Here is a 15,432-nt window from a genome sequence, read left to right as displayed (position 1 = left end):
CCATGAGGATTGCCGTTGCAGGGGGAACCGGTACCGTGGGCCGCCACGTTGTGGCCATCGCCAAGGAGCGGGGGCACCACGTGATGAGCCTGAGCCGCGCGGAGGGGGTGGACCTGGTCAACGGACGCGGCCTCGACCAGGCGCTCCAGAATGTCGAAACAGTCATCGACGTCTCCGGCATCCAAACCATGTCCACCAAGAAGGCCGTGGATTACTTCACCAACGCCACCCAGAACCTGCTGGCGGCCGGGAAGAAGGCCGGCGTGAAGCAGCATGTGGTGCTGTCCATTGTGGGCATCGATAAAGCCAATTCGGGACTGTACGCCGGTAAGCTGGTGCAGGAGGACGAAGTGAGGCACGGCGGCATTCCCTGGACCCTCCTCCGGTCCACCCAGTTCCACGAGTTCGTGCCGATGTCCATCAAGGCCGCCTCAGTGGGCCCGCTGGTCTTCGTGCCCACGATGGTCACCCAGCCGGTGGCGGCAAAGGAGGTGGCCGCGGCCCTGGTGGATGCGGCCGAGTCCGGGCCGAAGGGACGGCTACCGGACCTCGGCGGCCCGCGGACCGAACACCTGAAAGGCCTGGTGGCGGCCTACCTGGCCAAGACGCAGCAGAAAAACCTGATCGTTCCGCTCCGGGTGCCGGGCCCCATGGGCAAGGCAATGCGCAACGGCGGGCTGATCCCGGCGCCGGGTTCCGCCGTCGGGCGCCAGACGTTCCAGGAGTGGCTCGACGCCATCGACGCCGCGTAAAAGCCGATGCTAAATGGGGCAACTGCCCCATGCCCCTGCTGCGGCCCGCTCCTAGTCTCGCCTCATAGAGAAAAGGAGGCGGCCATGACCATCTACCAGCCGCAGTCATCAGCAGAGGCAACACCGAACGTTGCCGACCTTCCCGAGGACCCAGCGGAGCACTTCGCCGGCTACGCCGTCCTGGGGCTGCCTTTCACCAGCGGCCACTACCTGGCGTTCCGGGATTTCCCGGTGAGCTCCGTTGGCCCCGGCTACCGCTCCGTCTGGCACCGCACACCCGGCGGCGAGTGGACCATCTACGCCAACACCGCACCGGAGTTCAGCTGCGCCCGCTACTTCGGGGCGACCGTCCACCATACGGTGGAGACCGACGTCGACATCCAGTGGAGCGGGCCCTTCACCGCGCTGATTACGGCGCCGGGAGTCCTCGACTGGCACCTGCAGCTGGGCACCTCCGCGGCCACCACGATGCTGACCGCCATGGCCGTGCGGATGCCGGAAAGCCTGTGGCGGAACGAGCTGGTGCTCCGGGCCATGGGGGCATTCGCCGGTCCACTGCTCGGTGCGGGCAGGATGAAAGTCTCGGGTGTGGTGCCTAACGGCCAGACGTTCCAGGCCCAGCCGCGGCAGCTGTGGCTCGTGACGGATTCCGAGGCCACTATTCAGGGTGAGGACGCGGGACGGCCCGGCCCACTGCCGGTCCAGGACCATCTGGCGGACTTCTGGCTTCCGCAGCATGGACTGTTCGGAGCGCAGGTGGGCGTCAGGTTCCCCTCCACCGCCCATCCCGCCGGACCAGGCGCTGTCCAGGGACGGACCGGGAGAAGCCAGGCGGCATAACGCCCGACGGCGCGCGGTCCCTACTGCCCAGGCTGGCGGCTTCCTAGAATGGCAGGTGTGATGCAGTCACCGGCTGCGCCCCGGCGCAGCGAAGTCCTGGCCGCGCTGTCGCTCGCCATCGACCTGGGGCTGGGGCAGCCGATGGAGCACATGCTGCGTGCGTCCCTGCTGGCGCTGCGGATCGCCGGCGCTGCGGGCGTGGACGAGGCGGGCCAGGGCAGGATCTACTACGCCAACCAGCTGGCCTGGATCGGCTGCCACGCGGATTCCTTTGAACTCGCCGCGCTGTTCACGGACGATATCGGCTTCCGCGCCGACTACTACCGCCGCGACCAGCACGGCCTGCCAATGTACGCCGGCATGTTCAGCCACGCCGGCGCCGGCCTCCCGCCGCTGGCCCGCGTCGCCCGCTGGACGCGTTTCGCCGCGACAGGCAGCGGAGCGGTACGCACCATGATTGCCTCGCACTGCGTCTCCGCCGGTGTGCTGGCCAGCAGTGTAGGGCTCGACGACGGCGTGGCAGGACTGCTCACCCACACCTTTGAGCGGTGGGACGGCAAGGGCCTGCCGGAGGGAGTCTCGGGGCAGGAGATCCCGCTGGAAATGCGGATCATGCACCTGGCCGACACCGCCGAGGTCTTCCTGCGGACTGAAGGCGTGGCCGGCGCGGTGGCGATGGTGCGGGCACGCCGAGGCAGCCAGTTCGATCCCGCACTGGCCGATCTGTTCATCGACCACGCCGAGGCCCTCACCGACGGGCTCCTCGACGTCGACTGCTGGCAGGCCGCCCTTGACCTGGCTCCCACTGACGCTCCCCTGTCCGGCAGCCAGCTGGACACGGTGCTGCGCGCCATCGGCGACTTCGCAGACCTCAAATCCCCCTACACGGCCGGACACTCCCGCGCGGTGGCGGCGCTGGCGGCCGCCGCCGGCGAGGAACACGGGCTGCCCCCGGACGACGTCGTGGAGCTCCGCCGTGCAGGATGGGTGCACGACCTGGGCCGCTTAGGGGTATCCAACCAGGTGTGGGACAAGAAGGAGCCCCTCTCCGCGCTGGAGCACGAACGCATCCGCATGCATCCGTACCTGGGCGAACGGATCCTCAGCCGCGTCCCCGGCCTGAAGGGCGAGGCGGCCATGACCGGCTCACACCATGAGCGGCTCGACGGGTCCGGTTATCCGCGCGGGATTGGCGGAGCCGAGCTGGGGATCAAGCAGCGGATCCTGGCGGCTGCGGACTCCTACCATGCCTCCGTGGAGCCACGCCCGCACCGGCCAGCGCTCACTCCGGCCGATGCAGCGGCAAGGCTGCGGCAGGAGGTTTCGGCCGGGAGGCTGGCCGCCGGAGCCGTGGAGGCCGTACTCGTCGCGGCCGGCCAGCAGCCCCGCCGTGCGCATGCCGCGGCGGGTGGGCTCACGCCGCGGGAAGTGGAGATCCTCGGCATGCTCTGCCGCGGCCTGACTCCGGCCCAGATCGCCGGCACCCTCTTCCTTTCCCGGAAGACCGTCCGCAACCATGTGGAGCACATTTACACCAAGATCGGTGCCACCAACCGGGTGGGTGCCACGTTGTTCGCGATCAGGAATGGGCTGACCGAACAGTGAACCTGCCATTGCTCGGCCATGGCGAAACGGCGAAGGCCCGGACCATGCGGCTGGGGTCTTCCTACGCACGCGGATTATGCGCCGTTCTTCTCCCGTGCAAGTCCAAGGCTCAGGAGAATTACGACCGGAGCCGCCAGGAGCACGCCGAAGAAGAGCACAGCCCCGCCGAGAAAGGGCACCGCCAGAAGAGACACCAGCAGGGCGAATCCCGCGAAGGTAATAGTCGTGATCGGCACACCACGCGTCCGGCTGCGCTGACTGGCCAACAGCACGATTCCGGTCGTGACGTTGCCCAGCGCGGCCACCAGCAGGAGGAAGCCAGCAATCGCGTTGGAGCCGAACCCCGCGATGGACGCGAACAGCAGGAAGGCGCCGAGCACGATGCCGACTATGCCGGCGGCGACCCGTAAGCCCGAGGACTTGCTCTCCGGTGCCGCCTGGTACCACTGCGACGCATACTGAAGTGGCGCTTGGCCGTACTGTGGATGCGAATATTGGGACTGGTTGTCATGAAGAACCGGCGGCGACTGGTTGAAAGGCTGCGGCGTCCCGTATGCCGGCTCGTTGCCACGAGTGGGGCCGTAGGGCGCATGCGAAGGGTAGCTCGGGCCTGGCCTTGGAGCTGGCGGAACTGGCGGTATGTTCTCGGTCATTGGTCCCCCATCACGGTGCTATCTCAGTCCCCAGTAGACTCTGGACTTGCTGTTCGTGGAAAAGGTCTTCTGGACGAAGATCTTGCCACCCTCGATCGCCCCGGTGGGCACGTCCATGCAAACCTGATAGTTTGCCTGGCCGCCCTTTTCGAGGGTCGGTACATTCATGGCTCCATTCTCCAGAGACGCGCCGCACGCGCTGGCATCGTATTGCCTCGCATCTGTGCCTACAAACGTCGGCGACAAATCAACCCAGGGATTTCCCTCTTTAGCCCCTGCGTAGGTCACCGCTAGACCGACGAGGATGTACCTGCCCTTGGGAGGCCGGTTGAACATGTTGTTGGCGACTACCTCTTGGGTCGCGTCAAGCTTTACGTTGACGACTTGAACTTGATATTCGTTTCCGACAATGGCTGCAGCGCCGAGGGCATGTGGCTTTTCAGCTGATCCGTCAACCGCCACGACTGGTTCCGGGGTGCTAGTTGCTGGCTGAGTCGAATTAGTCGAAGGCGTGGCCGACTGCGAAACAGCTGATGCAGAACTTGCGGCGTGCCGTTCGTTCGAGGCTGAAGTGTAGGTCGCCTGAAATGCGATAACGCCGATTAGCGATGCTCCTCCCATAACGAGTGCGGCGATAGTCATGCCTTGCACCGAGAGTTCAGTACGTCGTTTTGTCGCCAAGACAACGATCGCCATGACCACCGCGCTAAGTCCTAGGAGGAACCCGAGGATGTTCAGAATGGGGATCCAACACACGACAATTGCCACAGCCCCCAATACAAATGCTGTGGTTGTAAGCGCCTTACCGCCTGGTTCTGGAGAATAAGCCATCTCGGGAACTTCAATCCAGAATTCATGTCCCGGAGGAGGGGGACCCCATGCAGGATCGGGATGCCAGCCCTCGTGAGGCTGCCAGCCAACTGGCGGCGAAGGCCAGTTTTCCGGCGAGTTGTAGACTTTCAAAGCTCCCCCCTGCAAAACACCGGGATGAACTCCGTCCCAACCCGTTCGGAGAGCATATCCCCTTTCCTTCCACCGCCAGGGAAGCTTTGGCGCAGGTTTCCCACAGGATTCAATCAAAATCTGTTCTTCGCACGTCATCATCAATAACCGAGTCGACACAATTCAGCACGTTTGAAAATGAGCATGGTCATGTGTTCAAAAATTACATACACTGAGTTCGCCGTTGCTTGGGGGGAACGAGCCTAACTTGTCACTCCACCTGAACTGGTTGACAGCGGCGTTATCTAGATCGCATCACACAAAGGACAGTCATGAGTGAACCCTACTCCCCTCCCCTTGCCCAAGGTTCTTCCGCGCAGGGCAACTTCCAGCCGCAGAAGGGTAACGGATTCGGCACCACGGCCCTGGTTCTCGGCATTGTCGCCGTCGTTTTCGCAATCATTCCTATTCTGGGAACCGTTGCATTCATTCTTGGCCCGCTTGCAATCATCTTTGGTGGCATTGGCCTGACCCGGAAATTCACTAAAAAGGGCACTTCCATCGCTGGCCTTGTCCTGGGTGCGGTCGCCGTCATCATTGCCATAATTGTCACATCGATGGTCGCTGCAGCAGCCAACGGGGTTAATGATGCACTAAACAAGGAACACAAGATCGAGTACGTCGTGACCACTACGGGCCCTGCCAAGGTCACCTACTGGAATGGTGAAGGATCTTCAAACGAGGACATTGCCGCCAACTGGAAGAAGGACGTGACGGCGAAGGGCATCAGCTTCAGCACGCTCAGTGTCACTGGCGACTTCAGCGCTGCCACATCTGTTACCTGCGAGATTCTGGTTGATGGCGCCAGCGTCTCCAAGAACAGCGGCTCTGGCACGGCTGCCATGGCTTCCTGCTCCGGAAACTCCAGCGCAAAGTAGCAAGTGTATCCACAGGAACGTCGAGGTAGACAGCTACCTCGACGTTCTTTTGTTTGACCAAAATCTCCGTGAGTTATGCCAGCCATAGTTATCAGGAGCAGCGGAGTTGATGCTCACAACCCTCTTGACGGTTTCCTTGCGCCGCTGAGCGCCCATCCTTCGGGCGCCCTCACGGTGCAAAATTACGGAAATCATACTGGCCGCACTCTCACACGGCTGAGTTCAGCGGAAACTCGGGACTGAGAATTCCATACCGGATCGTAACGTGCCCCTGCACGTCACATGCGTTGTCATCGCGTACAATTCGGCAGTATTTCATCGAATAAATGGGGACAAATTGAACAAGCTTTTATCTGTTGTAGCTGTTTCAGCCGCCGTTACTCTGTCGGGCTGCGGCGGAGCATCGCCGGACGCGGGGGGCGCCTCGGCATCCGCCACCGCCAAGGCCGTATTTACTGCGAACCAGACATGCGATCAGCTCTTCGACAAGGGCGACGAAGGCCGCATGTTTGGGGCAGTGGCTTTTCTGACCAATCTGCCCGATCCGGTCACTAAGAGCGACCAGACTAAAGCCAAAATCTTTGCCAGCGACCTAGAGTACGTAGCTGACACAGCAAATGACGAGTTGAAGCCGCTCATCATGGATATGGCAAAAACCCTGAGCGACTTCGGAACAGCCGAGACCACCAAAGTAAGCATTGACGCCGACCCCTTCAAGGCTGCCGGAACGAAGATCATCAATGCCTGCCCTGCTCAGGCGGAAGCTTACGGCGACGAAAAGAATAAAAAAGAAGCCGCCAGAAAGGCGGCCGCTGACGCAGCTGCAAAGAAGACAGCCGACGAGGTGGCCGCAAAGGCTGCCGCAGAGGCTGCTGCTGCACCCAAGGAGTATTCCGGGGTTGGGGACGACGTTCTCAACATCACCAAGCACAGCACTGGGCCCGAAGTCGCCTTCATCCAGCACACTGGACGAAGCAATTTCGCAGTGCACACGCTGGACGCCAAACTGGAGTCTACGGATCTGCTTGTAAACGAAATCGGCAACTACAGTGGAACCGTTTTGTTCGATGGCAGCAGTCGCAACGGTGAGACGACAGCGTTCAAGATCACCGCCGATGGCGCTTGGACAGTAAAGCTCGTTTCCCTGAAAAGCGTGAGGAGGCTCGACGGCTCAACGCCAATGACAGGCACAGGCGACGACGTCTTTGTTTACACCGGCCCGGCTAAGGCTGCCGTTTTCACTCATGACGGATCCTCGAATATCGCTGTGCACTCCTACGGCAGCCGAGCCGACCTGCTTGTCAATGAGATAGGCCCCTACAGTGGGACGGTAGTCTGGGCCCCTGGCGTTTACACCATCACGGCGGACGGAAATTGGTCCGCGACGCTAAAGTAGGGGAGAAACATCTTCAGGGAAGCTGCGGGCCCGAAGGACAAAGGACTTGGCCGTCCGGGCAGCGCCCGGAACGGGAACGCGGTTCGTGGCTGTCAGTCCGGAGGATGACTTGTCGACGCAACGGGATCTTGCGGGGCGCCGGAACAAGGTGTGGGCAGCACTAAGTGCCATTCCCTGATGAGCGGAGGCGGGTTCAGCCCACAGCATTGAAGTGGACCTGGCCGACACCCTTCAGGGGTGCCGGCCCTGCCCGTGCGATACGCCACTCCCCAGCCCTATCCGGAATAGCGAAGTGCCGCCACGCAGTTGTCGCAACCATGAAGGCAATCACTTACAGCGAATACGGAAACCCGGACGTCCTCGCATACGGCGACCAGCCGATGCCGAAGGTCGGGCCCGGAATGGTCCTGGTCAAGGTCAAGGCGGCAGCAGTTAATCCGGTGGACTGGAAGATCATGGCCGGCGGACTGGACGCGGTCATGGACCTGCAGTTCCCCGCCATCCCCGGCTGGGACGTGGCAGGCGTTGTGGAGTCCGTAGGTATCGATGCAAGGCAGTTCCAGCCCGGCGATGAGGTTATCGCCTACGGCCGCAAGGACTACGTCCACGGCGGCAGCTTCGCCGAGTACATCGCACTGCCGGAGCGGGTCCTGGCCAGGAAGCCCGCCACGCTCGGATGGAACGACTCCGCCGGCCTGCCGCTGGCCGGGCTCACCGCCTACCAGGTGCTCAACCGGCTGGGCCTGACGGCCGGGGAAACTGTCCTGATCCACGGCGGCTCCGGCGGTGTGGGCTCCCTCGGCATCCAGATCGCAGTGGCCACGGGCGCCAGCGTCATTGCCACCGCCTCGGAGAAGAACCACGCTTTCCTCCGCTCCCTCGGCGCCGAACCGGTTGCCTACGGCGACGGTCTCGCGGACCGCGTGCGCGCGCTGCGTCCCGACGGTGTGGAGGTTGTTGCCGACTTCGTCGGGGGCAACCTCGAGGCCACGCTGGCGGTCCTGGCCGAAGGCGGCCGGCACGCCTCCATCGCGGACAGCGACGTGGAAGAACACGGCGGCCAGTGGATGTGGGTCACTCCCGTGGGTTCCGACCTGCAGGTACTGGCTGACCTGGCGGACAGCGGCAAGCTCCGGGTGGAGGTTGCCGAGGTCTTCCCGCTGGAAAAGGCCGCGGATGCCTTCCGCTCCAACATGGAAGGCCATACCCGGGGCAAGATCGTGGTATCCGTGAACCAGAACGCCTGATCCGGCAAACTGACAAACGAAGGCTCCGTCCCTTGGGACGGAGCCTTCGCCGTCTAAATCATTCCCGACGCCTCACGGAGCATCAGTCCAACGCCCAGGCCTGATCCGCCCCACCCCCGTCAGCCTTCCTCCGGCGCCGCAGCACCACGATCAGGAAAGCGGCGCTGACCAGGAGCAATCCTCCCGCTCAGGCAGCCACCACGGGAAGGGCCACGTCGAAGGAAGCCTGCGCAACGACCGACTCATCGGGTGCACCGCCGTCAGGCATTGCTGCCGTCTCTCCCCCACCCGGGGCGGGCGCCGCAGCGGACGCAACAGGTCCGCCGTCGAGCACTGTCAGCGATTTGCTGTGCCTGTTCACCACCACCACGGACCCGTCCGCCCGTTCGGCAAGGCGCCCGGGATCGTCGCCCACCGCGATGGTCTCCGGAGCAGCCGCGCCGGGGCGGATCACCGAGACCGAGTCGCCCAGGCCGTTGGTCACGTACACCGTCCCGTCGGCAGCGGCCAGCACCTCCTGCGGCGCCTCGCCCACGGGAATCCGCCGTGCCACCGTGGTGCCGCCGGGATCGATCACCGCAACGTCGTTGGTCTTGATGTTGGCCACGTAGACGGTCCCGTCCGGAGCCACGGCAATGCCGTGCGGATGGCCCTGCGTTCCCACATCGACGGTGTGCGAGGGCCATGCCCCGCCCGCGGGAATCACGCTAACGGTGCCGGCGAGCTCGTTGGCGGCGTAGGCCGTCCCGTCCCTGCCCACGGCAAACCGCACCGGATATGGCCCGGCCTGGATAATCCGCTGCACCCAGGCGTCGCCCTGCTTCACCACGGACACCGAGTTTTCGTCCGGATTGACCACGTAGAGCGAACCCTCCGGCCCCACCGTCAGCCAGTGCGTTCCCGGGGCCACCTTTAGGACCAGGGAGACTTCGTCCGCGCCCGGGGCCACCATCCCTATCCCGGACTGCGCGCCGTCGTATTGTGCAACGTAAAGCGTCCCGTTCGGCGTCACGGCGACTGAGGTGGGAGAGTTCCCGGTCCTAATGGTGCGGGACGGCACGGTCTCCCCCGGCTTGAACACGCTCACGCCGCCGTCGTACCGGTAATCGCTGACATACAGGGTTCCATCCGGTCCGGACGCAACGGCCACTGGGTCGCCGGAGACGGCAATCGTCCGGGTATCACCGGCGGAGGCAGGGACAGCAGCGACGGCGGCGGCCACCACCAGGGCGGCACCGGCCAGCAGCGTCCGGCGGGCGGCAAGCAGCAGCGAGGCGTGCAGGCGTGACGGGCTGGATGTCATGAAATTTCCCCCAAAATGGCGCCGATCCCCCTCGGCAATGCTCCGATCCTACCTGCGCTCCCGGCCGGACGTTGCAGTTCAGCGCCCGGTGACATTCGGCCCTGTGTTCACAGTGCATGAGTGGTGATTCTTCTAAAGAAGGAATGTTTCTGCATATGGGAAAGTCCCCCCGCACAGGAGCCTGGAGGCCGATTACATGGAGCAGTTGATCCCTTGGGCGATATTCTGCACCGCGGTCCTGGTATTTTGCCTGATCAAGCCGCGCGCGGCGCGGGTCTTCGTCGGGGTCTTCTTCATCCTCATGGCAATAGGCGTCAACGTCGTCCTGAGCTTCGCCGCCCCCGACCAGTTCGTAAAGCTCGGGACCGACAACGCCTTGGTTCCCTTCTACGCCTGGGTGTTCCAGACTTTCGTCGCCCCCGCACCGCAAATCGTGGGGATCCTGGCGGCAGCCGGCGAGACGGCCATCGGGCTGCTGATCCTCAGCGGAGGCAGGCGGGCCCAGCTGGGCCTGATGGGCGCCATTATCTTCCTGATCGTCATCACCCCGCTGGGAGTCTGGACGTTGCCCAATCCGATCTTTGCCGCTGGCCTTGTTCGGCTGCTTCGGGACGAATACCCACGAAATCTGTTGCGATTGCGCCGTACACAGCACCTACCTGTTACCCCGAGTGGACACGCGTAGCGGAATCAGCCGCTGCCGCATGGAAGAGGCATCCCTCATGAACTCCGCGAACCCATCGAAGGGCGCGACGAAGTTTCCGGACTCGTCATCACCACCCGGCCAAAGGGCGCATAGTTAGATAATGACGGGTCCTTACACCCGGGGCGACTCCTACAGCAGCGAGGCCTCCCGGAAACACATCAGGCAGTCGCTGGAGAACTACGGCGCAACAGAGATCATCTTCAGCCAGCGGGGCAGCCTGGGCGCCGTCGGATTCAAGGGTGACGGCAGGCAGTTCCGGGTTGTCATGCAGTTACTGCAGTCCGAGGGAGCCCTGGCGATCCGCGGGGACATTGCCGACAGCGCGCTCCGGGACGCGAGCGCAAAGGTGCTGGAACGTGTGAACCGCAAATCCTGGCACGCACTGGCTCTGGCCATCGACGCCAAGCTCGGAGCAGCGACGGCGGGCATAGCCACCCTTGAATCGGAGTTCCTGGCCCATGTGGTTCTTCCCGGCAACCACACGGTGCTGGACCAAATCGAACCCGTCATTGCGTCTTCCTACCGGTCCGGCCAGCGTCCGTCCTTCGGCCTGTCCGCCCTCCCGCCCATAGCCAGCGGCCCGCCGTCGTAATTTACGACGGCGGTCCGCTCACCAAAGTGCCTGGCTCCCCTACTTCCCAGGTGCGCGGTATGCGGGCGTCTTCCGGGCGGCTTCGTCAATGTCCTCCACGCTCATGAGCGGCTTCAGGCGGACATTGACGTTCCCCGTCGAGTTGATCAGCAGCGACAGTGCTGCGGCGCTGGCATCATCGGGCACCTCGAAAACGCCCAAGACGTCGTAGTACCCAAAGGCGTAGTAGAAGCTTTCCAGCGTCCCGCCAACGGATTTCAGGGCCTCCGTCAGGGCATCACGCCGCTTGGTGCCGCCTTCCTGCATGAGCCCCTTGATTCCGTCGCCCACATACGTTGCTTCAAACATGTACTTCGGCATGGTCTTTTCCTTCCTGCAACGGGGCGGGTGGCCCCGACACCGCTGAAAGTATTCCGGCGGCTGCAGGCAGTCAATAAGCCCGCCTACCCAATGTTCTCCCCCGTTGTAGTGGGCCCAAAGTAGGGCATTTCTCCCCTGTCTGCCGGCCGCCGCCGGGGCTAGCCTGACCCGCATCAGCGTCCACCGCCGTCGAGGAGTTGCCATGGCCGGGTTTGTGCAGATCATCGAATTCACGTCTTCCCGCATCAAGGAGATCGAAGAGCTGGGCCGCCCCTCCAGAACCGGGGGAAGCACGGCGCCCACGTTCCGCCGCATCGTTGCCACCGCGGACAGGGACCACCCGGGCCACTACTTCACCATCGCCGAGTTCGATTCCTACGACTCCGCCATGGAGAATTCCGGCCGGCCGGAAACCTCCGACTTCGCTGCCAGGATGGCCGCACTCTGCGACGGGCCGGTAATCTTCCACAACCTCGACGTGATGTGGGAGGACACCGGAGACGGTGCGGGCAGCGGCTAGGGGCATGGCTTCCACAACTCCCACACAGGAACGGGGCGGGGCCGGGACAGACCTCGTTGCCGGTCTCAGCTCCCTGGCCGGGGCTTCCCTGGACATGGTGGGCGGCAAAGGCCTCAACCTGGGCCGGCTGGCGGCAGCCGGTTTTCCGGTTCGTCCGGTTTCTGCCTGACCACCGCTGCGTACCGGATGGCCGCGCCCAGCGAACTGGACGGCATCGCCGCCCGCCTTGACGGCGCAGAACAACCTGGCCAGGCAGACAGGCATGACCAGGCGGGGAGGGCCGGCCAGGCGGAAACGCACGACGGCGGCAGCGGACTTCCGGACGAAGACCGGAACCAGCTCGCATGGTCAGCCCGCGAGGCGATGGTGGCAGCACCGGTACCGCTCGAGGTTGATGCCGCCCTCCGCGAGGCGTATGCCGCAATGGGCGGCGGGCCGGTGGCGGTGCGTTCATCAGCCACCTGCCCTTTGCCAGCTTCGCCGGGCAGCAGGACTCGTTCATGGACGTGGTGGGAGCCGACGCCGTCGTACAGGCGTCATCTCGCACGGCGCGGTGGTGGCCCGGGAGTACGGCATCCCGGCCGTGGTGGGGGTCGCGGACGCCACCACCCGGCTGCGCGACGGGCAGGTGGTCGCCGTGGATGGGGCCGCGGGAACCGTCACGTGGTGACGCCAGCCCTTCCCTGCCGGTGACAGCCCGTGGAAGGTTTGGCGGATTAGGACTTAAGCCCTGTTTGGCGCGGCCGGTCCGGTCCTAGAATTAAAGCGCCTGCAGGTAACCATCAGATGACGCCGGGTTGTTCAGGACATGAGAATGTCCGAGCCTTCTCTTAGCGAGATCGCGAAGGTACCTGCAGGTTTTTATGTCTCCTGGCATGACCGCCCACGGAGCGGCCCGGAAGTGGACCACTGGAGCCCTTCACGAAAGCCGCGGGCACTGGTAAATGTGGCCCTTGCGGCATCGGAAAAGCAGGCGTAACACTGTTAATACGTTCTTCGAAAGAAGGACGGGAACGAACAACAAGGGAACCCTGGAACACACAGTGGAACTGGTCCACGGTGGTCTGCCGGTGACGAGGCAGGAAGCACCAGGATTTCCGCAAGTTCGGGAGATGATGTTCGTCATAACGGAATCAAACAGTCGAAGCCCCTTCAGCACTGCTGGTGGGGCTTCCCCTATTCCTGCCCCCTCGCTGCCGCGCGATGGGGCCAAGGCCGTTCGGCCCTAGCGATCCGGGAGGGCCGGGATGACGCTGGAACAGTCAGGCGTCGGGCTTTCGCCCGCGTGACCGGCGCTGACCCGCTTGCTTGAGCGCGGGCTCGAAGGACATTCGAATCATGTCAGTTGCAGGAGGGCGGCTCCCCGGACGCAGGCGGGCCGTGCCGTTCGAAGGCCACCGAAGTGACGTCCTGCGCATCAGCCTCCTCGCCGCCGGGCCGCTGTCATCGCTGCTCTACGTGGTGTTCACCGACGGCATCGCGGCGTCCCAGTGGGCCGGCTACCGCCGCACCGAACAGATGGTGAGTGAACTGTTCGCCGTCGGCTCCCCTGGTTACAGCGTCACTGCCCCGTTCACCTGGCTCTACACAGTCCTGTTCACGGCCTTCGGGACCGGCGCCTGGATCTCCGTCCGCGGCAACCGCGCACTGCGGATCGGCGCCGGGCTGCTCACCGCGTACGGGCTGTGGAACATCATGGGAGCGGTCTTCCCGCTGCGGCTCGGCGACGAGTCCTCGATTCCCCCGCACATCATTGTCACCAACATCCAGCCCGCCCTCATGGTCGCGGCCATGTGCTTCGTCGCCGCAGGTTTCCACGGCTGGATGCGGATCTACTCCATCGTCTCGTTGGTGGCCGCCGCGGCCGCCGGCATCATCGCGTTCATGGCAGCCCCGGGACCCAACATGGTGCTGGGGATCAGCGAACGGATCAGCATCGGGGCGTTCCTGCTGTGGGCTGCCGTCCTGGCGGTGGTGCTGTGGAAGCAGCCACGGCCAGTGCAGGCCGCAGACACCGGGGCCGCGAAGTCCTGACCGGCCAAACATCGCCTGTTTCTTGGTGCTGAAAGCGGCACGAAATCATTTCCCTTATTGGGCTAAAAAGTTTCCGATTTCCCACTATCCTCGTTAATTCGGACTCGTCGAGGGGGAGGACATTCTGGTGTGTGACAACGCATTCAGGGAAAATAGTGGCTGCGGCAGCCTGGTGAAGCCATAGGACCACCAATGATCGAGCTGACAGTGGAATTGGCACAAAAGCTGGACAGGGCTGCCCAAATCCTCGGCGGGCTGAGCCGGGTGGCATCCAGGGACTGCACCTGGATCCGGAGCAGCTCCGATCTGCACGCAGAAATACTCAGGCTGCAGAGTGATTTGAGGGAGGCCGCCGCGAAGGTGACCGGCAGCAGCGATGTAAGCCTCCACTTATCCCAGGCCCGGGCGGTGGGGACGGAACTGGGCACGCTGTTCCAGCCGGAAGATACTCAGGATCCGGCCATCGGACCATCCAGCGATCAGTAATACGTTGGCGGCAGCAGGATCATGGCGAGAACAAGGAATCCCAGAATCATTGCGACGATATTCGTGACGGACCGTTCGGCGTAGTGAAGCAGCCCGATCAGGCCCAGTACCATCGCCACAGCCGCTGTGGCTCCCCATGCGTGGCCGTAGGGAAGCACGAAGTCAGCAATCCCCCGCCCGGGCTCATAGGCCATACCGATTGCTGTGGCGGCCAGGAGTTCGACGAGAAGGAGACCGCCGAACAGAACAGCCCAGCGTCCTATCCCTGTGTGCGGTTTGATCGCAGTTGCCATGTCAGTTCCTAGTGTCCTTCGAAGACGAATTCGGCGAGGAGCCAATAGAACGCCCCGGTTGTCATCAGTGCGGTCACCGTGAGGACCAGGACCGAGCGCTCGCGGTAGTACAGGACGGCAACGAGGCCCGAGGCGGCGGCCGGAGCCCACAGGACAAGGGTCAAGTCCGTCACCGTCCGGATAAGCACCGGGTCCACGGCAACCGGCAGGAACAACGAAAGACCCAGCGAAGCAAAGGCAGCCACTGACAGGCAAAGCAACCAGATGCCCGACGCCGTCGTCGGCATGACCTTCATCCGCTGCTCCAGGACCTGCGAGACGGCCAACGAACCGGCCAAGGCGGACGCGACCGCCGTGGCCCCGCCGAGGAGAAACAGGGTGAAATTCTCCACAGCCGGTCCTGTCGCCGTCACCAGGACGGCAGTGAAAGCCAGCGCAAAAGCAACGCGCCCCAAGCCTGTGGCAAGCGCGTCTTCAAGCAACTGTTTCCTGGAACGTATAGCAGCCAACGATCCGAGGACTATGGCGGCAGTGAGACTGACCGAGGCAATCGGTCCGGTCACTTTGTCAAGATCGGCGAATCGCCCGTCTGCCTCGGACCGGAAGAGCGGGGTCAGGTCAAGTAGGAGCCAAAACAGAACGAGGGACGCAACGGCCCAGCGCGCCAACGATGACCGGGGGAAAAATCGCCCTGTCCTTGGAGGCGCAGGAATTTGCACTGACGAAGTCATGGGAGGAGTATGTCCGATTCGTCCCACTCGGTAC

19 protein-coding genes are annotated in these 15,432 nt (G+C 63.7%); 13 read left to right on the top strand and 6 right to left on the bottom strand.

The window, feature by feature from the left end; all coding sequences use genetic code 11:
- The first annotated feature begins 2 nt into the window (after positions 1-2).
- The 3 genes from LFT46_RS05150 to LFT46_RS05140 all read left to right on the top strand — a co-directional run bounded on the left by LFT46_RS05150 (position 3) and on the right by LFT46_RS05140 (position 3,197).
- On the top strand, positions 3-752 hold the full coding sequence (locus LFT46_RS05150; protein ID WP_236821464.1) for an SDR family oxidoreductase: 750 nt from the start codon (positions 3-5) through the stop codon (positions 750-752).
- A gap of 84 nt (positions 753-836) precedes the next feature.
- Positions 837-1,592 (top strand): hypothetical protein, encoded by a 756-nt coding sequence (locus tag LFT46_RS05145; protein ID WP_236821463.1) that lies wholly within the window; start codon positions 837-839, stop codon positions 1,590-1,592.
- A gap of 60 nt (positions 1,593-1,652) precedes the next feature.
- The gene (locus tag LFT46_RS05140) at positions 1,653-3,197 is read left to right on the top strand and encodes an HD domain-containing phosphohydrolase (protein WP_236821992.1); all 1,545 of its coding nucleotides are present in this window, start codon (positions 1,653-1,655) and stop codon (positions 3,195-3,197) included.
- A gap of 74 nt (positions 3,198-3,271) precedes the next feature.
- Here the strand turns inward: LFT46_RS05140 and LFT46_RS05135 are convergent, their stop codons facing one another.
- The gene (locus LFT46_RS05135; RefSeq protein ID WP_236821462.1) at positions 3,272-3,850 is read right to left on the bottom strand and encodes a hypothetical protein; all 579 of its coding nucleotides are present in this window, start codon (positions 3,848-3,850) and stop codon (positions 3,272-3,274) included.
- An 18-nt stretch (positions 3,851-3,868) separates the two neighbouring features.
- The gene (locus LFT46_RS05130) at positions 3,869-4,813 is read right to left on the bottom strand and encodes a DUF4190 domain-containing protein (protein WP_236821461.1); all 945 of its coding nucleotides are present in this window, start codon (positions 4,811-4,813) and stop codon (positions 3,869-3,871) included.
- A gap of 311 nt (positions 4,814-5,124) precedes the next feature.
- On the opposite strand from LFT46_RS05130, the gene LFT46_RS05125 reads away from it, so the two are divergent.
- The 3 genes from LFT46_RS05125 (at position 5,125) to LFT46_RS05115 (ending at position 8,373) form a co-directional block, all read left to right on the top strand.
- Positions 5,125-5,730 (top strand): hypothetical protein, encoded by a 606-nt coding sequence (locus LFT46_RS05125; RefSeq protein ID WP_236821460.1) that lies wholly within the window; start codon positions 5,125-5,127, stop codon positions 5,728-5,730.
- Between the two features lie 337 nt (positions 5,731-6,067).
- A complete protein-coding gene (locus LFT46_RS05120) occupies positions 6,068-7,126 on the top strand; it encodes a hypothetical protein (RefSeq protein ID WP_236821459.1) in 1,059 nt (352 codons plus the stop codon).
- 317 nt (positions 7,127-7,443) lie between these two features.
- The gene (locus LFT46_RS05115) at positions 7,444-8,373 is read left to right on the top strand and encodes an NADP-dependent oxidoreductase (protein ID WP_236821458.1); all 930 of its coding nucleotides are present in this window, start codon (positions 7,444-7,446) and stop codon (positions 8,371-8,373) included.
- A 187-nt stretch (positions 8,374-8,560) separates the two neighbouring features.
- On the opposite strand, the gene LFT46_RS05110 is transcribed toward LFT46_RS05115, so the two are convergent.
- Positions 8,561-9,676 carry a Vgb family protein gene (locus LFT46_RS05110; RefSeq protein WP_236821457.1) on the bottom strand — a complete coding sequence of 372 codons (1,116 nt, stop codon included), beginning with the start codon at positions 9,674-9,676 and terminating at the stop codon, positions 8,561-8,563.
- Between the two features lie 196 nt (positions 9,677-9,872).
- Here LFT46_RS05110 and LFT46_RS05105 point away from each other — a divergent pair, with 196 nt between their 5' ends.
- A complete protein-coding gene (locus LFT46_RS05105; protein ID WP_236821456.1) occupies positions 9,873-10,361 on the top strand; it encodes a hypothetical protein in 489 nt (162 codons plus the stop codon).
- 121 nt (positions 10,362-10,482) lie between these two features.
- A complete protein-coding gene (locus LFT46_RS05100) occupies positions 10,483-10,974 on the top strand; it encodes a hypothetical protein (protein ID WP_236821455.1) in 492 nt (163 codons plus the stop codon).
- A gap of 39 nt (positions 10,975-11,013) precedes the next feature.
- Here the strand turns inward: LFT46_RS05100 and LFT46_RS05095 are convergent, their stop codons facing one another.
- Entirely contained in the window at positions 11,014-11,334 is a 321-nt protein-coding gene (locus LFT46_RS05095; protein ID WP_236801362.1) for a GYD domain-containing protein, read from the bottom strand.
- 202 nt (positions 11,335-11,536) lie between these two features.
- On the opposite strand from LFT46_RS05095, the gene LFT46_RS05090 reads away from it, so the two are divergent.
- From LFT46_RS05090 to LFT46_RS05070, 5 genes are all read left to right on the top strand, one after another.
- On the top strand, positions 11,537-11,854 hold the full coding sequence (locus LFT46_RS05090) for a hypothetical protein (protein ID WP_236801361.1): 318 nt from the start codon (positions 11,537-11,539) through the stop codon (positions 11,852-11,854).
- 4 nt (positions 11,855-11,858) lie between these two features.
- Complete coding sequence (locus LFT46_RS05085; protein ID WP_236821454.1) at positions 11,859-12,023, top strand: hypothetical protein; 165 nt, start codon at positions 11,859-11,861, stop codon at positions 12,021-12,023.
- 93 nt (positions 12,024-12,116) lie between these two features.
- A complete protein-coding gene (locus LFT46_RS21240) occupies positions 12,117-12,524 on the top strand; it encodes a PEP-utilizing enzyme (protein ID WP_336885541.1) in 408 nt (135 codons plus the stop codon).
- A 668-nt stretch (positions 12,525-13,192) separates the two neighbouring features.
- Positions 13,193-13,888 (top strand): DUF998 domain-containing protein, encoded by a 696-nt coding sequence (locus LFT46_RS05075; RefSeq protein ID WP_236821452.1) that lies wholly within the window; start codon positions 13,193-13,195, stop codon positions 13,886-13,888.
- Positions 13,889-14,080: 192 nt separating this feature from the next.
- Entirely contained in the window at positions 14,081-14,374 is a 294-nt protein-coding gene (locus LFT46_RS05070; protein ID WP_236821451.1) for a hypothetical protein, read from the top strand.
- Here the strand turns inward: LFT46_RS05070 and LFT46_RS05065 are convergent.
- Positions 14,368-14,667 carry a hypothetical protein gene (locus LFT46_RS05065; RefSeq protein WP_236801356.1) on the bottom strand — a complete coding sequence of 100 codons (300 nt, stop codon included), beginning with the start codon at positions 14,665-14,667 and terminating at the stop codon, positions 14,368-14,370. The two genes, LFT46_RS05070 and LFT46_RS05065, sit on opposite strands and share 7 nt — an antisense overlap.
- 8 nt (positions 14,668-14,675) lie before the next feature.
- A complete protein-coding gene (locus tag LFT46_RS05060) occupies positions 14,676-15,230 on the bottom strand; it encodes a hypothetical protein (RefSeq protein ID WP_236821450.1) in 555 nt (184 codons plus the stop codon).
- Between the last annotated feature and the right edge of the window lie 202 nt (positions 15,231-15,432).

The sequence above is a fragment of the Arthrobacter sp. FW306-07-I genome (assembly GCF_021800405.1).
Lineage (GTDB): Bacteria > Actinomycetota > Actinomycetes > Actinomycetales > Micrococcaceae > Arthrobacter.
The sequence above is the reverse complement of the archived record's forward strand: the minus strand, read 5'-3'. Positions and strand labels throughout refer to the sequence as shown.

Excerpts from the sequence above, each read along its gene's own strand:
- LFT46_RS05150 (WP_236821464.1), top strand. The coding sequence starts at position 3 with ATGAGGATTGCCGTTGCAGGGGGAACCGGTACCGTGGGCCGCCACGTT.
- LFT46_RS05145 (WP_236821463.1), top strand. The coding sequence starts at position 837 with ATGACCATCTACCAGCCGCAGTCATCAGCAGAGGCAACACCGAACGTT.
- LFT46_RS05140 (WP_236821992.1), top strand. The coding sequence starts at position 1,653 with ATGCAGTCACCGGCTGCGCCCCGGCGCAGCGAAGTCCTGGCCGCGCTG.
- LFT46_RS05135 (WP_236821462.1), bottom strand. The coding sequence starts at position 3,850 with ATGACCGAGAACATACCGCCAGTTCCGCCAGCTCCAAGGCCAGGCCCG.
- LFT46_RS05125 (WP_236821460.1), top strand. The coding sequence starts at position 5,125 with ATGAGTGAACCCTACTCCCCTCCCCTTGCCCAAGGTTCTTCCGCGCAG.
- LFT46_RS05115 (WP_236821458.1), top strand. The coding sequence starts at position 7,444 with ATGAAGGCAATCACTTACAGCGAATACGGAAACCCGGACGTCCTCGCA.
- LFT46_RS05110 (WP_236821457.1), bottom strand. The coding sequence starts at position 9,676 with ATGACATCCAGCCCGTCACGCCTGCACGCCTCGCTGCTGCTTGCCGCC.
- LFT46_RS05105 (WP_236821456.1), top strand. The coding sequence starts at position 9,873 with ATGGAGCAGTTGATCCCTTGGGCGATATTCTGCACCGCGGTCCTGGTA.
- LFT46_RS05100 (WP_236821455.1), top strand. The coding sequence starts at position 10,483 with ATGACGGGTCCTTACACCCGGGGCGACTCCTACAGCAGCGAGGCCTCC.
- LFT46_RS05095 (WP_236801362.1), bottom strand. The coding sequence starts at position 11,334 with ATGCCGAAGTACATGTTTGAAGCAACGTATGTGGGCGACGGAATCAAG.
- LFT46_RS05090 (WP_236801361.1), top strand. The coding sequence starts at position 11,537 with ATGGCCGGGTTTGTGCAGATCATCGAATTCACGTCTTCCCGCATCAAG.
- LFT46_RS05085 (WP_236821454.1), top strand. The coding sequence starts at position 11,859 with ATGGCTTCCACAACTCCCACACAGGAACGGGGCGGGGCCGGGACAGAC.
- LFT46_RS21240 (WP_336885541.1), top strand. The coding sequence starts at position 12,117 with ATGACCAGGCGGGGAGGGCCGGCCAGGCGGAAACGCACGACGGCGGCA.
- LFT46_RS05075 (WP_236821452.1), top strand. The coding sequence starts at position 13,193 with ATGTCAGTTGCAGGAGGGCGGCTCCCCGGACGCAGGCGGGCCGTGCCG.
- LFT46_RS05070 (WP_236821451.1), top strand. The coding sequence starts at position 14,081 with ATGATCGAGCTGACAGTGGAATTGGCACAAAAGCTGGACAGGGCTGCC.
- LFT46_RS05065 (WP_236801356.1), bottom strand. The coding sequence starts at position 14,667 with ATGGCAACTGCGATCAAACCGCACACAGGGATAGGACGCTGGGCTGTT.